12 protein-coding genes are annotated in these 15,292 nt (G+C 48.9%); 8 read left to right on the plus strand and 4 right to left on the minus strand.

Annotation, left to right across the window (positions count from 1 at the left end; all coding sequences use genetic code 11):
* Positions 1-64 precede the first annotated feature (64 nt).
* On the minus strand, positions 65-457 hold the full coding sequence (rplQ, locus tag ACFPK9_RS15415) for a 50S ribosomal protein L17 (protein WP_377096351.1): 393 nt from the start codon (positions 455-457) through the stop codon (positions 65-67).
* A 5-nt stretch (positions 458-462) separates the two neighbouring features.
* A complete protein-coding gene (locus tag ACFPK9_RS15420; RefSeq protein WP_377096354.1) occupies positions 463-1,593 on the minus strand; it encodes a DNA-directed RNA polymerase subunit alpha in 1,131 nt (376 codons plus the stop codon).
* A 275-nt stretch (positions 1,594-1,868) separates the two neighbouring features.
* Here ACFPK9_RS15420 and ACFPK9_RS15425 point away from each other — a divergent pair, with 275 nt between their 5' ends.
* The 8 genes from ACFPK9_RS15425 to ACFPK9_RS15460 all read left to right on the plus strand — a co-directional run bounded on the left by ACFPK9_RS15425 (position 1,869) and on the right by ACFPK9_RS15460 (position 10,545).
* Positions 1,869-2,837, plus strand: coding sequence for a PhoH family protein (locus ACFPK9_RS15425; protein WP_377096357.1), 969 nt, complete (start codon positions 1,869-1,871; stop codon positions 2,835-2,837).
* A 285-nt stretch (positions 2,838-3,122) separates the two neighbouring features.
* Positions 3,123-4,835, plus strand: a complete 1,713-nt coding sequence (locus ACFPK9_RS15430; RefSeq protein WP_377096360.1) for an HDIG domain-containing metalloprotein — start codon at positions 3,123-3,125, stop codon at positions 4,833-4,835.
* A 3-nt stretch (positions 4,836-4,838) separates the two neighbouring features.
* Positions 4,839-5,273, plus strand: a complete 435-nt coding sequence (gene ybeY / locus ACFPK9_RS15435) for an rRNA maturation RNase YbeY (protein WP_377096363.1) — start codon at positions 4,839-4,841, stop codon at positions 5,271-5,273.
* A gap of 220 nt (positions 5,274-5,493) precedes the next feature.
* Positions 5,494-6,807, plus strand: a complete 1,314-nt coding sequence (locus ACFPK9_RS15440) for a cytochrome ubiquinol oxidase subunit I (RefSeq protein WP_377096366.1) — start codon at positions 5,494-5,496, stop codon at positions 6,805-6,807.
* On the plus strand, positions 6,804-7,817 hold the full coding sequence (locus ACFPK9_RS15445; RefSeq protein WP_377096369.1) for a cytochrome d ubiquinol oxidase subunit II: 1,014 nt from the start codon (positions 6,804-6,806) through the stop codon (positions 7,815-7,817). Before ACFPK9_RS15440 ends, ACFPK9_RS15445 begins: the two co-directional genes overlap by 4 nt.
* Before the next feature lie 61 nt (positions 7,818-7,878).
* Positions 7,879-9,465: an NAD(P)/FAD-dependent oxidoreductase gene (locus ACFPK9_RS15450; protein WP_377096372.1), complete on the plus strand. Its 1,587-nt coding sequence runs from the start codon at positions 7,879-7,881 to the stop codon at positions 9,463-9,465.
* 1 nt (position 9,466) lies between these two features.
* Entirely contained in the window at positions 9,467-10,081 is a 615-nt protein-coding gene (locus ACFPK9_RS15455) for a ribonuclease HII (protein WP_377096375.1), read from the plus strand.
* 68 nt (positions 10,082-10,149) lie between these two features.
* On the plus strand, positions 10,150-10,545 hold the full coding sequence (locus ACFPK9_RS15460) for a YraN family protein (RefSeq protein WP_377096378.1): 396 nt from the start codon (positions 10,150-10,152) through the stop codon (positions 10,543-10,545).
* Between the two features lie 320 nt (positions 10,546-10,865).
* Here the strand turns inward: ACFPK9_RS15460 and ACFPK9_RS15465 are convergent, their stop codons facing one another.
* Complete coding sequence (locus ACFPK9_RS15465) at positions 10,866-11,891, minus strand: hypothetical protein (RefSeq protein ID WP_377096380.1); 1,026 nt, start codon at positions 11,889-11,891, stop codon at positions 10,866-10,868.
* A gap of 244 nt (positions 11,892-12,135) precedes the next feature.
* Positions 12,136-15,291, minus strand: coding sequence for a UvrD-helicase domain-containing protein (locus tag ACFPK9_RS15470; protein WP_377096383.1), 3,156 nt, complete (start codon positions 15,289-15,291; stop codon positions 12,136-12,138).
* Position 15,292 lies beyond the last annotated feature (1 nt).

Raw genomic sequence — 15,292 nt, forward strand, 5'->3', positions numbered from 1 at the left:
GCGCACCCGATTGCTCAGGTGCGCTTGTTAAATTTTTATCAATCAGCTCGAAGCTGAGTGAGGCTTATGCTTCAGCTGCTTCTTCAGCTTCAACAGTCGCTGGTGCATCAACCCACTCGATAAGTGCCATAGGAGCGGAATCGCTCGTACGTGCGCCGAGTTTGGTGATGCGGCAGTAACCACCTTGGCGGTCAGCTGCTGCTGGTGCGATTGTTTCGAAGAGTGCTTTAACAGCATCCTTTTGCTGGAGGAATGCAACTGCCTGACGGCGAGCATGAAGGTCACCGCGCTTGCCAAGAGTTACCATTTTCTCTGCAACAGGGCGGAGAGCTTTGGCTTTAGCGAGTGTGGTGCGGATCTTGCCGTGTTGGATAAGGCTGCATGTAAGGTTTGCGAGGAGTGAGCGGCGGTGTGCTGCATCACGCTGCAATTTTACGGTCTTGCGTCTTTTTCTCATCTTGGTTATTCGTCGTTAAGGTTCTGCGCGATAAGGTCAGCGAGACCCACCGGTGCTTCTTCTTCAACTCCAAGACGTGGAATAGCCACTGATGGCATAGGTCCTGTAAGGAGTGAAGGGTCAAAGGACATACCGAGGCCGAGGCCGAGCTCGACGAGTTTGTCCTTAATTTCGTTGAGAGATTTCTTACCGAAGTTACGGTATTTGAGCATCTCAGCTTCAGTTTTCATAGCAAGCTGGCCAACGGAAGTGATGTTCGCGTTGTTGAGGCAGTTTGCTGCACGAACGGAGAGTTCGATCTCGTTCACGCTCATGTTGAGAAGCTTCTTGAGTGCTGCGTTTTCTTCGCTCTGCTCTGGCTGTGCGGATTCGAATTCCACTGCGTCGTCGTCGTAGTTAACGAAGGCGTCGAGGTGGTGACGAAGGATTGCAGATGCCTGAAGGAGTGCGTCTGGTGGTGAAATACGACCATCAGTCCATACGTCGAGTTCGAGCTTGTCGAAGTCAGTCATTTGACCAACACGAGTTTGGCCAACTGAGTATTTTACGCGAGTAACAGGTGAGAAGATGGAATCGATCGCGATCACGCCGATTGGCATGTCAGGACGCTTGTTTTCATCACCAGTGTTGAATCCACGACCAACTTTGATTTCAAATTCGCAGTCGAACTTAGTCTTGCGGTCAAGAGTACAGATGATTTGGTCCTTGTTGACAACTTCGTAGATGTTGTCGTCTTGGATGTCACCAGCTGTTACAACGCCTTCTTTTTCCACTTGGAGTTTGAGAACGCGTGGCTCTTTGTCGTGATGCTTAAATTTCACCTTCTTGAGGTTGAGGATGATGTCGGTGACATCTTCTACAACGCCTGCAAGGCTGGAGAATTCGTGCTGAACACCTGCGATACGTACAGATGTGATAGCTGCACCCTCAAGAGAGGAGAGGAGTACACGGCGGAGTGAGTTACCAATAGTGTGGCCAAATCCACGCTCGAATGGCTCGGCAGTGAATTGTGCGTATGTATCAGTCTCGGTATCCTCGTCTTTAATGACGCGGTTTGGCAGTTCGAAGCGGTCGAGAAGGATAGCCTTCTTTTCCTCTTTGCTTAGTTCTTCAGTATTTGTCGTTTCTTCTGACATGTGTCTAGTAAGTGGGTTGGGTTACCCTCTAGCGAGTATTGGCGCTTATCTGAAAGATAAAGCCATAGAGGACCTACAACCTTTGGACAGTCTCGCGGGACGCGGAATTAAGGGTATTCCATCCGAGAATGCAATAGTTATTTTCCGCGCTGTTGAATTAATGTGAATAAGTACTCTGATACGAGCGAAAAACACTAGTTCCCAACGCTTTTTGAGGCTGGCGGGGTGCATAAACGTGGATTGCATTTAGAAAAGGTGTAGTATAGCTAAAGGTCATGTCAGCTACGATGGATGAAATTGAAGAGCGTTTGGAGTTTGAGACTCCTCAGTTCGTTCACGCTCTTTTCGCTAATGAACCGAAAGAACTTTCCTATTTAAAAGAGAAGTTAGGCGTGAAAGTGGTCACGCGTGAGGGTTGGATCCTGCTTCGTGGTTCGGCAGATGGCGTGGCTCGGGCGAAAAATGCAATTATCGATCTCGAAGAAGCGCGGCGCGCTGGTTCAGACATTTCGGCAAAAGATTTCCGCACGGCGATTGATGTCGCAGCTGAGGGTGGAGAAACTGGGGTCGCTCAGTTAGGAAAGGTGAAATTGCTCGGGACGAATGGCCGCAAACCGGTGGTGCCGCGTACTCCGCAGCAGATGGCTTATATTCAGTCGATGACTCAGAACGTTGTAGTGTTTGGGCTCGGACCAGCTGGTACAGGTAAAACCTATTTAGCTATGGCGATGGCTTTGAGTTTATTAAAGGCGAAAAAAATTAATCGGATTGTACTGACGCGTCCTGCAGTTGAAGCGGGTGAGGCTCTTGGTTTCCTTCCTGGGGATTTACAGGAGAAGGTTGCTCCCTACTTGCGACCACTCTATGACGCGATGTACGACATGCTGGATGCTGAAACGGGGAAGCGCTACATGGAAGATGGTACGATTGAAATCGCCCCCCTTGCCTATATGCGCGGTCGCACGCTCGCAAATTCCTTTGTGATTCTTGATGAGGCGCAAAATACGACTCCCGAGCAACTCTTCATGCTCCTCACGCGCATTGGTGAGGGGAGCCAGTGTGTGGTAACTGGCGACGGGTCACAGATTGATTTAAAGAAAGGGCAGATGTCTGGATTGCTCGAAGCAGAGCATGCTCTTCAAGAAGTTGAGAGTGTGGATTTTGTCCGCTTTACTGGATCTGATGTGGTGCGTCATCCAGTGGTGGCACGGATTATCGCTGCGTACGATGCATTTAGAAAGTAACTAGCTGCTCGTTTGCAGAGGCTTTTCGTAGGAGAACTTTGCTGACGCAGACTTGTTTTGTTGCTGCGGGCAGACGGCGGGGAAGTCTTGTTTTAGAGTGTTCTAGCTTGGATTGTGTGTCAGAATGTCTCTAACAGCGATGATTTGTAGGTTGCATTGTGACAGGTGAACGGCTAGAGCTGAGTCTGTGAAAGGGCGTCTCGTGCTTTTTCATGAAGAAATAACCAACAAAATTTCGTGGGATTATTCGATTTTATTAAAAGAAGGCAGCTTGCTCAAAAAGGGATGTCTTCTGGCAAAAAGCGTCGCACGCAAGGCGAAAGAACTGCGGTAGCAACGATGGATCGCAGCGTCTTCTTCCGTGTTTTGTTATATTTACTCTTCTTGGGGGTAAGTAGTGTATTGGTGTTTTCTGCGACTACTGGTGGCGAGAGCGTGCTCACTCTACTGAATGCAGTGTTTGTGAATATTTTGATGGGAGCAGGTTTGGTTGCTCTGTTTGATATGCGCCATCAGCATCGCGTACGTAACGGGCGCGTGATATTGGTGTTTGGTACGATTACCGTGCACTTGGTCATTTTATACTTTGTGGCAGCGATTGTGCCATCGATGGGAAGTATTGCTTATGTGCCATTGTTGCTTCCATATGCACTAGCTCCATTGGTGAACTCAGTGTTGTTGGGCCGTTTGAGTGGGATGTATACGACCTATGTAGTGACGATGCTTGGGAGTTTGTTAATTCCAGCACCGATTACGATGCAATACATGGTATTGAGTTTGATTACCGGGATCACCGTAGTGGCATTTACTAAAAAAGTGCGTCGACGTGGAGCCTTACTTCGTGCTGGTTTTTACGCTGGTGTAGTGGTGATGGTACTTGGTGTCTTATTTGAATTCATCCAATGGCCAGAGAATGCGATAGGGATTCAAACGATGGGCAAGCAGATGCTCGGCTCTCTAGGTGTGAGCTTATTGATCGCGATGGTTGTGAGTGGCATTTTACCAGCTCTTGAAAGCATGTTCGGTCTTACGACCGATATTAGTTGGCTAGAGATGAGTGATCTGAATCACAAGTTATTGCGCCAAATGCAGCTTGAGGCTCCGGGGACCTTTCATCATAGCTTGATTGTGGCATCGCTCGCGGAGGCGGCAGCAGAGGAAGTGGGGGCAAATGCTACGATGTGCCGTGTCTGTGCGTATTTTCATGACATTGGAAAGTTAAAGAAGCCTACTTACTTTATTGAAAACCAAGGCGAAGAGAACCCACACGATAATCTTACGCCGAGTATGTCAGCATTGGTGATTATTGCTCACGTCAAGGATGGGGTGGATCTAGCTATCAAACATAAGTTAGACCCAATGATCATCGATGTGATTCGCGAGCACCATGGCGATTCATTGGTTTACTATTTTTATCATAAAGCGCGTGAAACTTGTAATGAGGCGAAGGAGAAAGCTGAGCAAGGTCTGATCAATGCGGAAGATGTTCCCGATGTGGATGAGAAAAATTTCCGTTATGCTGGACCTAGGCCACGCACTCCAGAAAGTGGAATTATTAGTTTGGCTGACTGTGTGGAGAGTGCATCTCGTACTTTAACAAAGCCTAGCCCAGCGAAGATTGAGGCACTGGTGAATGATATTGTGAGCAAGCGTATCGCTGAAGGGCAGATGGATGATTGTGGACTGACACTTAGTGATCTTAAGAAAATCCGCAAAAGCTTCGCCAAAACGATTCGTAGTATTCTGCATAGTCGGATCAATTATCCGAAAGAGGAGGAAAAGAAGAATGATGAGGAGTTGCGTGCTGCAGGACGACCATCAAGTTTGCAGCGCAAGGTCGAGGAGCCTTTAGAAAAGCGTAAGTCTGGCCAGCAAACGGTGAAGCCTAGCTCTAGGAAGTCACAGAAAATCAAGACGAAGTCTCAGGAGACTACGCCAGTAAAAACTCCGACTAGTCCTCAGCCTACGAAGTCTGATTCATCGGCTAAATCCGCGTAGAAGATGATGATAGAAGTGTTCAACAATCAAGAGGTTGTTCCGCTTGGTGAATCTCTTATAGAGAAATGGCAACAAGCTGCGGCTAGCTCGCTACCGCTGGTTTTAGCGAATCCGGCGAACGGTGGGGGGCCTTTGCAGGAATTAGACTTCGTCGAAGTAAGCATTGTTGATGACCCTACAATCGATCAGGTCCACCGCGATTTCATGGATATTCCTGGTGCGACTGATGTGATTACTTTTGCTCATGGGGAGATCGTGATTAGCGTGGAGACGGCGAAGAGCTACGGAGCTGAATTTGGAAACTCCTTTGAGCGCGAGTTGATGCTATATATCATTCATGGTTTACTGCACTTAGCCGGGCATGAGGATGAGGTTCCTTCTGAGCGTGAAGCAATGGAAAAGGTGCAGTTTCAAATTCTTGAGCACGTTTGGCGTTAGATCCTTCATTGTTTATAAAAATTATTGGTACTCGTTTTTTTGTGGGGTGCAGTGATCGGTAGATTGCGTGCTAGCTGGGATGAGATGGCAGTATTTACGGCCAATTAACCTTGCAAAAAGTGGGCATAAGGGAGAGCTTATTTGTGACATGGTGTGCTGGGTGAGAACTGTGATTTTCACAGAATGAAGCACTGCATGTCGTCTTACTTAGGCTAGTCAAATGGACGAATTTCTTCTGTCTCGCATTCAGTTTGCGGCAAATATTACTTTTCACATTCTATTTCCGACGATCACGATTTCACTCGGGTGGATGTTGTTCTTTTTTAAGCTGCGTTTCCGTCAGACTGGTGATGACAAATGGATGGATCTCTACTTTTACTTCACCAAGGTTTTTGCTCTGACATTTAGCTTGGGGGTGGTGACTGGGGTGACGATGTCTTTCCAGTTCGGTACAAATTGGCCCGGATTCATGAATACGGTGGGGAATATCGCGGGGCCTTTGTTAGCCTATGAAATTCTGACAGCCTTCTTCATGGAGGCGACTTTTTTGGGAATCATGTTGTATGCCTTCCGTCGTGTTCCTCAATGGCTGCACACCTTGGCGACATTTCTCGTGGCATTGGGGACGACATTCTCGGCCTTTTGGATTCTCGTGCTCAATAGCTGGATGCATACGCCCGATGGTTATGTAATGATTGATGGTGTGGCGCATGCTGAGGACTGGTGGAAGATTATCTTTAACCCTTCGATGCCGTATCGTTTCACCCACACTTTGTTAGGATCTGTGCTGACAGCTGCATTCTTGATCGCAGGCTTACTGGGTTATCGCTGGTTGCGAGGTGATCGATCAGACGCTGTTCGTGCCGGCATGAAATGTGCACTTGTGCTGGCAGCGATCGCAGCACCGCTCCAAGGTATCGCTGGTGATCTGCACGGAGTGAATACGCGTGAATACCAACCCGCAAAACTGGCTGCAATGGAGGCGCACTGGGAAAGTGGAAAAGGGATTCCACTCTTGCTGTTTGCGATTCCCGATGAGGAAAAAGGCGAGAATGAGGTAGAAGTGGGGATTCCTAAGCTCGGCAGCCTTATCATCACTCGCGACCCAGATGGGTACGTGCAAGGCTTGAATGACTTTGGAGAATTGCGACCGAGGGTAGCACCTGTGTTTTGGAGTTTCAGGGTCATGATTGGCGTTGGGATGTTAATGATCGGCGTGGCATTTCTCGGAGTATTTTTCCATTGGAAGAAAATCGACTATCCTCGGGTCTACGTTCGAGTTCTCTGCTTGATGACATTTTCTGGTTGGGTCGGCACGATTGCTGGATGGTATGTGACCGAGATGGGACGACAGCCGTGGCTGGTTCAAGGGGTGCTCTTATCGAAAGACGCAGTTGCAGATTTGCCACCAGCACATGTGGCATGGACTTTGACTGGATACATTTTGACTTATTGCATATTGATGGTCGCGTACGTAGCTACGCTCTTTTACATGGCTCGCGTAGAAACAAAGAAAACCTTAGGTGAAGTATGATTGAGCAATTTATTGAAAGCGGCGATTGGTTGCCATTCGCCTTTGCCTTTTTGATCGGGGTGTCGATGCTGCTTTACGCCATTTTGGACGGCTATGACCTTGGTGTTGGCATTCTTTCGCGTCAGGTGGATGGCGAGGATAAGGAAAAAATGATTAGCTCGATTGGGCCATTTTGGGATGCTAACGAGACATGGCTAGTGATGGGAGTAGGACTTTTGCTAGTAGCTTTCCCTACGGCACATGGGGTTGTGCTCACTAACCTCTACATTCCGGTGACGGTGATGATTCTCAGCCTTGTCTATCGCGGTGTTTCGTATGACTTCCGGAAAAAGGTGGCGCCAGAAAAGAAGGAGAAATGGAATCGATCTTTTTTTGTCAGTTCTTTGCTGGTCGCGCTTACGCAAGGCTACATGGTCGGAAGTTTCGTGATTGGTTTTAAAGAGGGGATTCTGGGCGAATTCTTTTCAATGTCTTTCGGCTTTATTGTGACAGCTGGTTACGTGCTTATGGGCTCGACTTGGTTGATCATGAAGTGTGAAGGTGAGTTACAGAAACGTGCATTGAAGTGGGCTCGAGTCGCTTTGTGGTTCATGGTGCTCGGAGCGATCATGAGTAGTCTGGCGGCGGTATTTCTCGACACACGGATCTACGATCGGATGTTTTCATTTCCTGAGCTAACACTGCTGATCATCATGCCGGTGATGTCGATTATTTTGACGGTGCTGATGCATATTCTGTGCGGGGTCTTGCCGCTGGAGAATGATAAGTTGTCTTGGCTTCCTTTTGTAATTTCGATGTTTATCTTTGTTTTTGGCGGGATCGGCTTGGTCTACAGTTTTTATCCGTACATCATTCCCGGGCATTTGAAGATTACAGACGCAGCGGCTGCTCCTGCATCGCTGTGGATTATCTTAGTAGGGACATTGGTCGTATTTCCATTTTTGATCGGTTACACGGCGCTTGCGTATCGCATTTTCAAAGGGAAAGTGAAGCTGCTGAGTTACGATTGATTTTCGGGCTGTCGCGGCTGTCTTCTTGACTATTGTCTAGGGCTAAAGCATGAGTGGGTGCATGGCGCGATACGAGCTCGTTGATATTATTCTTCCTTTGGAGAGATCTGAAGATGAAGCAGCACGCAAGAAGGCGATTTGTAAAAAGCTGCATGTGAAGCCGGAGCGCGTGCACGAGTTTCGACTGCAGAAGCATTCGATCGATGCCCGCAAGGCGCAGATCAAGATTCAAATGCGGATGGAAGTCGGGATCGATGGACCACTGCCGGAGTATGTGAAGCCAGAGCCCAATTACACAAAGCTCGGTGGCGGGGAGAAGCAGATCGTGATTGTGGGCTGCGGGCCGGCGGGTATTTTTGCGGCATTGCGCTGTATCGAGTTGGGTATGAAACCCATCATTGTGGAGCGCGGCAAGGATGCTTCTGCGCGTCGATTTGATCTTGGTCCGATCATGAAAGAAGGGCGCGTGATCGAAGATTCAAATTATTGCTTCGGAGAAGGTGGTGCAGGAACGTACTCTGATGGGAAACTTTACACGCGTGCGACCAAGCGTGGTCCTGTGAGGGACGTTTACGAAACCTTAGTCGCGCATGGAGCGCCCGAGCAGATTCTTACCGATGCGCACCCGCACGTGGGGTCGAACCTTTTGCCCAATGTGGTCAAGGCGATGCGCCAATCGATTCTCGAAGCAGGCGGCGAGGTGCACTTTGAGTCCAAGGTTGTCGATTTTATTCTCTCTGCTGACAACAAGCAGATGCGTGGCGTGGTGCTTGCGGATGGTCGTGAAATCACGGGTGAAGCGGTCATTCTGGCCACTGGTCATAGCGCGCGCGACATCTATCAGCTTCTAGCAGACAAAGGGATTTTGATGGAGCAAAAGCCGTTCGCAGTTGGAATGCGCATCGAGCACCCGCAGCCATTGATCGATTCAATCCAGTATTCCTACGAGCGAGGCATCGAGCGTCCGCGGATTTTGCCCGCTGCGCGTTATCGTCTGGCGACGAAAATTGATGACCGTGGCGTACATTCTTTTTGCATGTGCCCGGGTGGATTCATCGTGCCAGCGGCGACGGAAAATGATGAAGTCGTGGTGAATGGTATGAGCTTGGCGCGGCGCGATTCACCCTTTGCCAATAGTGGCATGGTGGTGACTGTGGAGCCGGAGGATACGGTGCAATTTCAGAAAGAACACGGGATTCTCGCTGGGATCGCGTATCAGAAAGATCTAGAGATTAAAGCCTCCAAAGCAGGTGGTGGTGTGCAAAAAGCACCCGGTCAGCGAGTGAAAGATTTTATTGCTGGAAAACTTTCAGACACCTTGCCGAAGACGAGCTATTTCCCTGGGTTGACGTCGGCGCGTCTGGACGAAATTTTACCGCACGATGTGTCGTATCGGATGAAGATAGGATTGAAAAAATTCGGTCAACAAATGAAGGGCTATGTCGGTGAGGAAGCGAATTTGTTAGGTTTTGAGACGCGCACGTCGAGTCCTTTGCGGATTCCGCGGAAGGATGAAACGCTAGAACACCCAGAGATTGAGCATTTCATCCCTTGTGGTGAAGGGGCTGGTTACGCGGGAGGGATTGTCTCCGCAGCACTCGACGGCGTGAAATGCGCAGAAGCAGCAGAAGCGATGATTCGTAAGTAAGATGCCCGATTTAGAATTAGAACTAGAGGCAATGGCTGCAGGTCATCAGCTGATTGTCGGAGTGGATGAAGCGGGGAGAGGGCCTTTGGCGGGACCTGTTTCTGCAGCTGCGGTGATTCTGCCTGAAGGATACAGTCATCCATTGTTAGATGATTCCAAAAAACTCTCGGAGAAGAAGCGTGAGCTGATTTATGCGGATCTCATGGCGGATGAACGCATCCGCTGGGGGCATTCGTATGCCGATGTGAAAGAGATTGATGCGATCAATATTCTCAAAGCGACCCATGCTGCAATGGCGAGAGCGGTGGCGCAGTTAGAGGTAGAGAGTCCGTTCTGTTTGATCGACGGTCTTGCTGTGCCGAATTTTCCCTATCCCTCTCAAGGGATTGTGAAAGGCGATGGCAAGAGCTTGTCAATTGCGGCAGCGAGTATCATCGCGAAGGTGAAGCGCGATCATCAAATGGTCGCCTACGGAAAAGAATTTCCTGAGTATGGTTTTGAGAAGCATAAAGGTTATGGAACCAAGGCGCATCTAGCTGCTCTTCAAGCACACGGACCTACAAACATTCACAGGAAGTCGTTCGCGCCGGTGGCGCAGCTCAGCTTGAACTTGTGATCTGAGGCTAGGTTCGTTAGAGTGTACGAGCTGTGTTCTCGTTGTATTCTATTGTGCCCAATCGACTGTTGGATCGCCCTTTTCACTTTCATGTGGATGGCGAAAAGCGCAGTCACATCGAGTTAGGAGAACTGGGGGAGACTATGGCGGTGGCCTATTTACGAAGGCAGGGCGCTAAAGTGCTTTACCGCAATTACCGCGGGCCGAAAGGTGGCGAGTTAGATATTGTTGTTAGAGACGCGGATACGCTGTGTTTTGTGGAGGTGAAAACGCGTAAACGTCGGGCGGGGAGCCGTCCGCTCGACGCGGTGAATGTCGCGAAACAGGAGTTGATCGAACGCGGAGCGCGTGCGTGGCTCAAGCTGCTTCCCGACAACGATTTCTTCTGGCGCTTCGATGTCGTGGAAGTAGTGTTAGAGGAAAATGAGCGACCGCAATTGTGCTGGGTGAAAGATGCGTTTTAACCCTCAAAGGTGTAAGTGCTTTATATGAGGTCTGTGGGTTTCACTTGCCGTTGATGTTGCAAAGGCGGCTGGGTAGACGTCATGGCACGGTATGCCGCTCTTAAGTGGCGATACTTGGAAGCTTGAGTATTTTGTTTTTCTAGCCGACGATTCTCTAGATGGGGGCTGTCCTTTTCTATTGCTCTAGATCAGAAGCGATGTCCTTTATCGTCATTTAGGTAAAAGACAAATTCGCGAGGGAGAGCTTCCAAAATGTCCTTCCTCCGCTAACATCGAGTTTTACGGCAAATTTAGAGCGCAGTGTAGAATGCAGCGCCTTGTTATGCATAGCTAACCGTAACCAGCCTTACTTCTGTTTGTACTCCAAGATACTCATACACAGCCCGTACCTTTTTTACAAAGTTCGCATCTCTTGATAATAATAAATTACAGAATGAGGCCATTGATGCGTGGCTATTATCGCTCATGGCGGCGATAAATCGTCTTTCCTTATGTACTTTGGAGTCGGGGAAGTAGCCAAGAGTATTAAGCATGTTATACATACCGGTCACCTTTTGGTGTAGATGGTAAGGTCTGTCAGGGTAGATAGGATTTATGCGAATCTGGAAGAAATCTTCTAAGCTGTTGATGTGATCGTTTTTTGGGAGCTTAACTTTAAAAGCATCCCATATTTTTTCGATCACTTTCGGAGGTTTGATATTATTTAGTTCCTTTGGACCTATACCCACTGACTCTCTGTAGGACTTTATTCCATTCCACTCCTTCGTATCGGGAATGTCTTTTGACATCCTATTTTCAAGCTCATGAAGCGTAGATTTATATTGCTCCATCATTAGTTCGGAATACTCTTTAATCTGCGCCCTCATTTCAACAGGAAGTTCATCAGCGTTTTCGAGCATACTTCCCATAAGCTGTGTAAAAGCAGCCAACTGTTCATCATGAATATCAGAAATACTATCACCCGATCTTCCGCCAGAGAACTTGTATAGCCACTGGTGCATTGAATTCTCAATGCTTCCATATTCATTATCATTGCTACAGTGTTCTTCGAATGCTTCAAATACGTCCCTGCTAGTGATGGTCGCTTTGTCAGTTACAATGAAGCTAGGTTGTTCAACGACGATTTTTAAATGATATGAACCAAGGTCCTTTAGGATATTAAGGAAGTCGCTTTCATGGCCGACAGATCGTCTTATCTCTTTAAGAGTTTCGTCAGAATAAACAATCTGGAACTTGTCCATTAGCTCTCGCCCAAAGCTACCCATGCCATTCTTAACGAAAAGATCGAGGATATTCTGATCTAAGTATAGTGTCGGTTTTCCTGAATATTGCGGTGTGGAATCCATACTCATCTCAGATTGTATAACGTAATAGCTCACCTATCCCTGACCATGGGTCGAGCGTAGACTTTTGGTTAATGGTTGAATGGTCAAAAAACGTAACTATCAGAGCGGGTCAGGGATGAGGCGAAGTGGGTAGGAGGGGTGGGGTATTTCGGTTTGAAGACCGTTGCGCTGCCGGCCGCTTAGGGATAAGCAGCCCTGCCTTATGCGTAGAAGAGGGCAGACAAATAGTTTGAGATGCGTTTACTCAAATGTAGCAACGCAGAGCTGTGGAATAGAGGGTGGTGCTGACGTTTGCGACTGGGATTTGGTAGGCGCTGGCGAGGTAGTGTTGGTAGCTTGCGAGCTGTGCTGCGTAGCGCTCTGTGAGTTCCTCTGCGGTTTCGACGCGGTCGGTTTTGTAATCGAGGATCGCAATCTTTTGCACTTGGCCTTCGGAGTTGCGGTGGATGAGTGCTCTATCAATGACGCCTGAGAACCAAACTCCATTGCTGTCGACCGCTTCAATTGCTTGCTCGCGCAGGATCTCGGTGTGGGCATCTGGGGAGAACCAGAAGGCTCCGTCTGGATGTTCGATCGCCGCTTTGATGTGCTCTTTGTAGCTATTGTTAGGGAGACTGTCTAAGTCGTTTGCTCTTTCGATTTGCTCAAACAACGCGTGGATGTGGTTGCCAAATTCTTTACCTCCTTGGCTGGAGCGGGAGTAGCGGTTGACGAAGATTTCTGTTTTGTCGGATGAGGCCGTCTTTCTGCCAGCGCGAGGGATGGCGGTGGGGAGAACGACTGCTTCAGATATTTCGACATCGAGGGCGGCAGAGAAATCGAAGCTTTCATGCCAGTGGTGGTCGCCAGCATGGTAGAGTCGCTGGCCGAGGACACCATCTCCAAAGTCGTATTCGGTGGCTTCGATGTCTCCGACTGAACGGTGGATCCAGCCTGCGTCATTGAGTTTTTCTGTAGGCTGTGCGCTTTTCGCAGGAGTATTGAGGAAGAGATAGAGCGAGTGTGCAGCGCGGGTGAGGGCCACATACACATTACAGGCGCGTTCGTAGCAATTATCTGCGATCCAGTCATTGTATTGCTCGGTGAGCTGCGGGTCGTTTTGGATAATCTCTTTGTTTGGCTTGAGCATGAAGTGCTCAGGGAGGTGTTGCTCGTTGTGCTGAATGAGCATGTCCATGCGATTGATGGCATCATATCCGCTTCCGTCGAGTTCTGGTAAAATGACGAGGTCAAATTCAAGTCCCTTGGATTTGTGGACGGTCATGACCTGAATGGCCCCAGCACTGCTTTCTTCGCGGTGTACTTGAGTTTTGAGCATGCGCAGCCATTCTTCGAGGGTTCCTCCTTTAGCATCGAAGCTACGTGCTGTATCGATGATTTGACGCAGTCGTAGTTCTTGGAATTTTCCTAAATGAAGTGATTTCGGGAGTTTTTTGATCAACTGCACGAGATGCTTGCTGAGGCCCTGGGAAGAGATTTGGCTGCGTGCATTGATGAGTTGTTCGGCATCCGAATCGCCAAATTGCTGGACTGCGGTTGCTAGAGGTGAGGATAGCACATGCCTCAGAGCAAAGTGGTCGGCTGGGTAGCAAAGATATTTGAACCAATCGAGCAAGGCGAGACCGAGTGGTGAATCTGAGGCTATGGTCACTGCTGCTTCAGCTTCGACTGGCCAGTTGCCGTGTTCGCGTAGCAGCTGAGTGTACTCTTGGACTTGCTTATTTGAGCTGACGAGAATGGCACAGCTGAGACCGCGTTCCGTCGGCGCTATACGTGAAAGTTCGGCGAGAATAGCCATTTGTTTATCGCTGAGCTCGTCATCTTCAGGTTTCGCATTAAGCTGATAGACTGCGACTTCTCCGCTCAAGTCCTTCGCGGCTACATGTTTTTCAAATTTCCAACGCTCACGTGTTTGCTCTGGTAATGTAGACATGCCGTCAGATTCGGGATCACAGCAGAGGTTGACGAAATCGAGCACCACAGCGCTGGAACGCCACGATTGAGACATCGTCCATACATTGAGGTGGCTCCAAGACGGTTGATGTTCAAGTTCGTTAAATAATCGAGGTTCACCACCGCGCCAGCCGTAGATGGATTGTTTAGTGTCGCCAACGACGAAGAGGCTGCGTGTGGCCTCGTGGTCGATCATAGCTTCATCAATGGCTGGCTGAATGACATCCCATTGGGCGCGCGAGGTGTCTTGGAATTCGTCTAACAACCAATGCTTGAATTGTGAATCGAGTCGGTAAGCGAGGTGGTTATAGCCTTGCTCGCCCGCTAGAACATTGTGTCGCTGAAGTAAGAGTGTGAGGTCGGAGAAACTGACACGACCTTGGGAACGAGCGAGCTTGTGGTATTGGTTTTCGAATGCGTAGACAACGCTCCAAATACCTTGAGTGCGCTGCAGATAAGTGCGTAGTTCTGAAAAATGGATGAGATCCTTCAAATCTAACAGAGCGGTACTCAGTTTGAGAGAAAAGCTGATTTCTTTACGGCTGTAGAGGAATGATGTTTCATCGCCGCGCTCGGTATTTTCAGTCCATTTGAACAAGTAAGTACTAATCGGTTTGGGCAATGGTGAGCCAGGCGTGTACTCGGTAATCGAGTCGGTGAAGGTTCTGAAGGTTTTATCAAATCCTTTATGGCCAAAGCTTTCAGGGATTTCTTTTTCTATTTCTTGTTGGAGAGATGCTAGTTTGGCAGATGAGGCGTAAGGCCAGTTATCGGAATCAGGCCACAAGGATTCAGCATTTCCCCAGGCACTGGGTGAACTGAGTCGGAGGAGTTTTTCATGATAGTTTTCAATGAAGTTAAGGACCGAGTCACGAACGCGCGCTTCTTCATTTCCGTAGTTGGCGATGGTAAAGGCTTGGAGGAAAATGTCGCGTTGAGAGTCAGTGAGTGAACCACCACTGAGTACGGACTGGAGTGTTTCTTCGCGAGCTCGGGCGGAACCGTCTTCATCTAACATTTCGAAACCTGCGAGTCCTAGTTCAGGGCCAAAGGAGCTAACAAGTCGGGTAAAAAAGCTATCGAGAGTACTGAGCTGCAGTTGGTCGAGCGCTGTGATCAGTTCGCAGAGAAGCTGGCGGAAGCGTTCCATGCTCAGTTCGGGAAGCTCATTTGCTTTGACAATACCGGGCTGGTCGGAAGCTGGGTCACCGATGAGGGTTGGAGTGATTTCAGCTGCCAGCTGCTGTGCTTTTTCAGGTGAACTCGCGCCGAGGGCGAGTCGGTTGAAGATGCGTCTGCTAAATTCACCAGCGGCTTTGCGGGTGAAGGTGAGGGCGATGAGATCGGATGGATTTTCTCCGAGAGCGAGGAGGGCGAGGAAGCGGTTAGAGAGTTGGTAAGTTTTTCCTGAACCAGCAGAAGCTTCAATGAGTAGACTAGAAAACATG

This window comes from Rubritalea spongiae (assembly GCF_042652385.1).
In the GTDB taxonomy this organism is placed as follows: Bacteria; Verrucomicrobiota; Verrucomicrobiia; order Verrucomicrobiales; family Akkermansiaceae; genus Rubritalea; species Rubritalea spongiae.

Coding starts and splice junctions, on each gene's coding strand:
- rplQ (WP_377096351.1), bottom strand. CDS start 457: ATGAGAAAAAGACGCAAGACCGTAAAATTGCAGCGTGATGCAGCACAC.
- ACFPK9_RS15420 (WP_377096354.1), bottom strand. CDS start 1,593: ATGTCAGAAGAAACGACAAATACTGAAGAACTAAGCAAAGAGGAAAAG.
- ACFPK9_RS15425 (WP_377096357.1), top strand. CDS start 1,869: ATGTCAGCTACGATGGATGAAATTGAAGAGCGTTTGGAGTTTGAGACT.
- ACFPK9_RS15430 (WP_377096360.1), top strand. CDS start 3,123: ATGTCTTCTGGCAAAAAGCGTCGCACGCAAGGCGAAAGAACTGCGGTA.
- ybeY (WP_377096363.1), top strand. CDS start 4,839: ATGATGATAGAAGTGTTCAACAATCAAGAGGTTGTTCCGCTTGGTGAA.
- ACFPK9_RS15440 (WP_377096366.1), top strand. CDS start 5,494: ATGGACGAATTTCTTCTGTCTCGCATTCAGTTTGCGGCAAATATTACT.
- ACFPK9_RS15445 (WP_377096369.1), top strand. CDS start 6,804: ATGATTGAGCAATTTATTGAAAGCGGCGATTGGTTGCCATTCGCCTTT.
- ACFPK9_RS15450 (WP_377096372.1), top strand. CDS start 7,879: ATGGCGCGATACGAGCTCGTTGATATTATTCTTCCTTTGGAGAGATCT.
- ACFPK9_RS15455 (WP_377096375.1), top strand. CDS start 9,467: ATGCCCGATTTAGAATTAGAACTAGAGGCAATGGCTGCAGGTCATCAG.
- ACFPK9_RS15465 (WP_377096380.1), bottom strand. CDS start 11,891: ATGGATTCCACACCGCAATATTCAGGAAAACCGACACTATACTTAGAT.
- ACFPK9_RS15470 (WP_377096383.1), bottom strand. CDS start 15,291: ATGTTTTCTAGTCTACTCATTGAAGCTTCTGCTGGTTCAGGAAAAACT.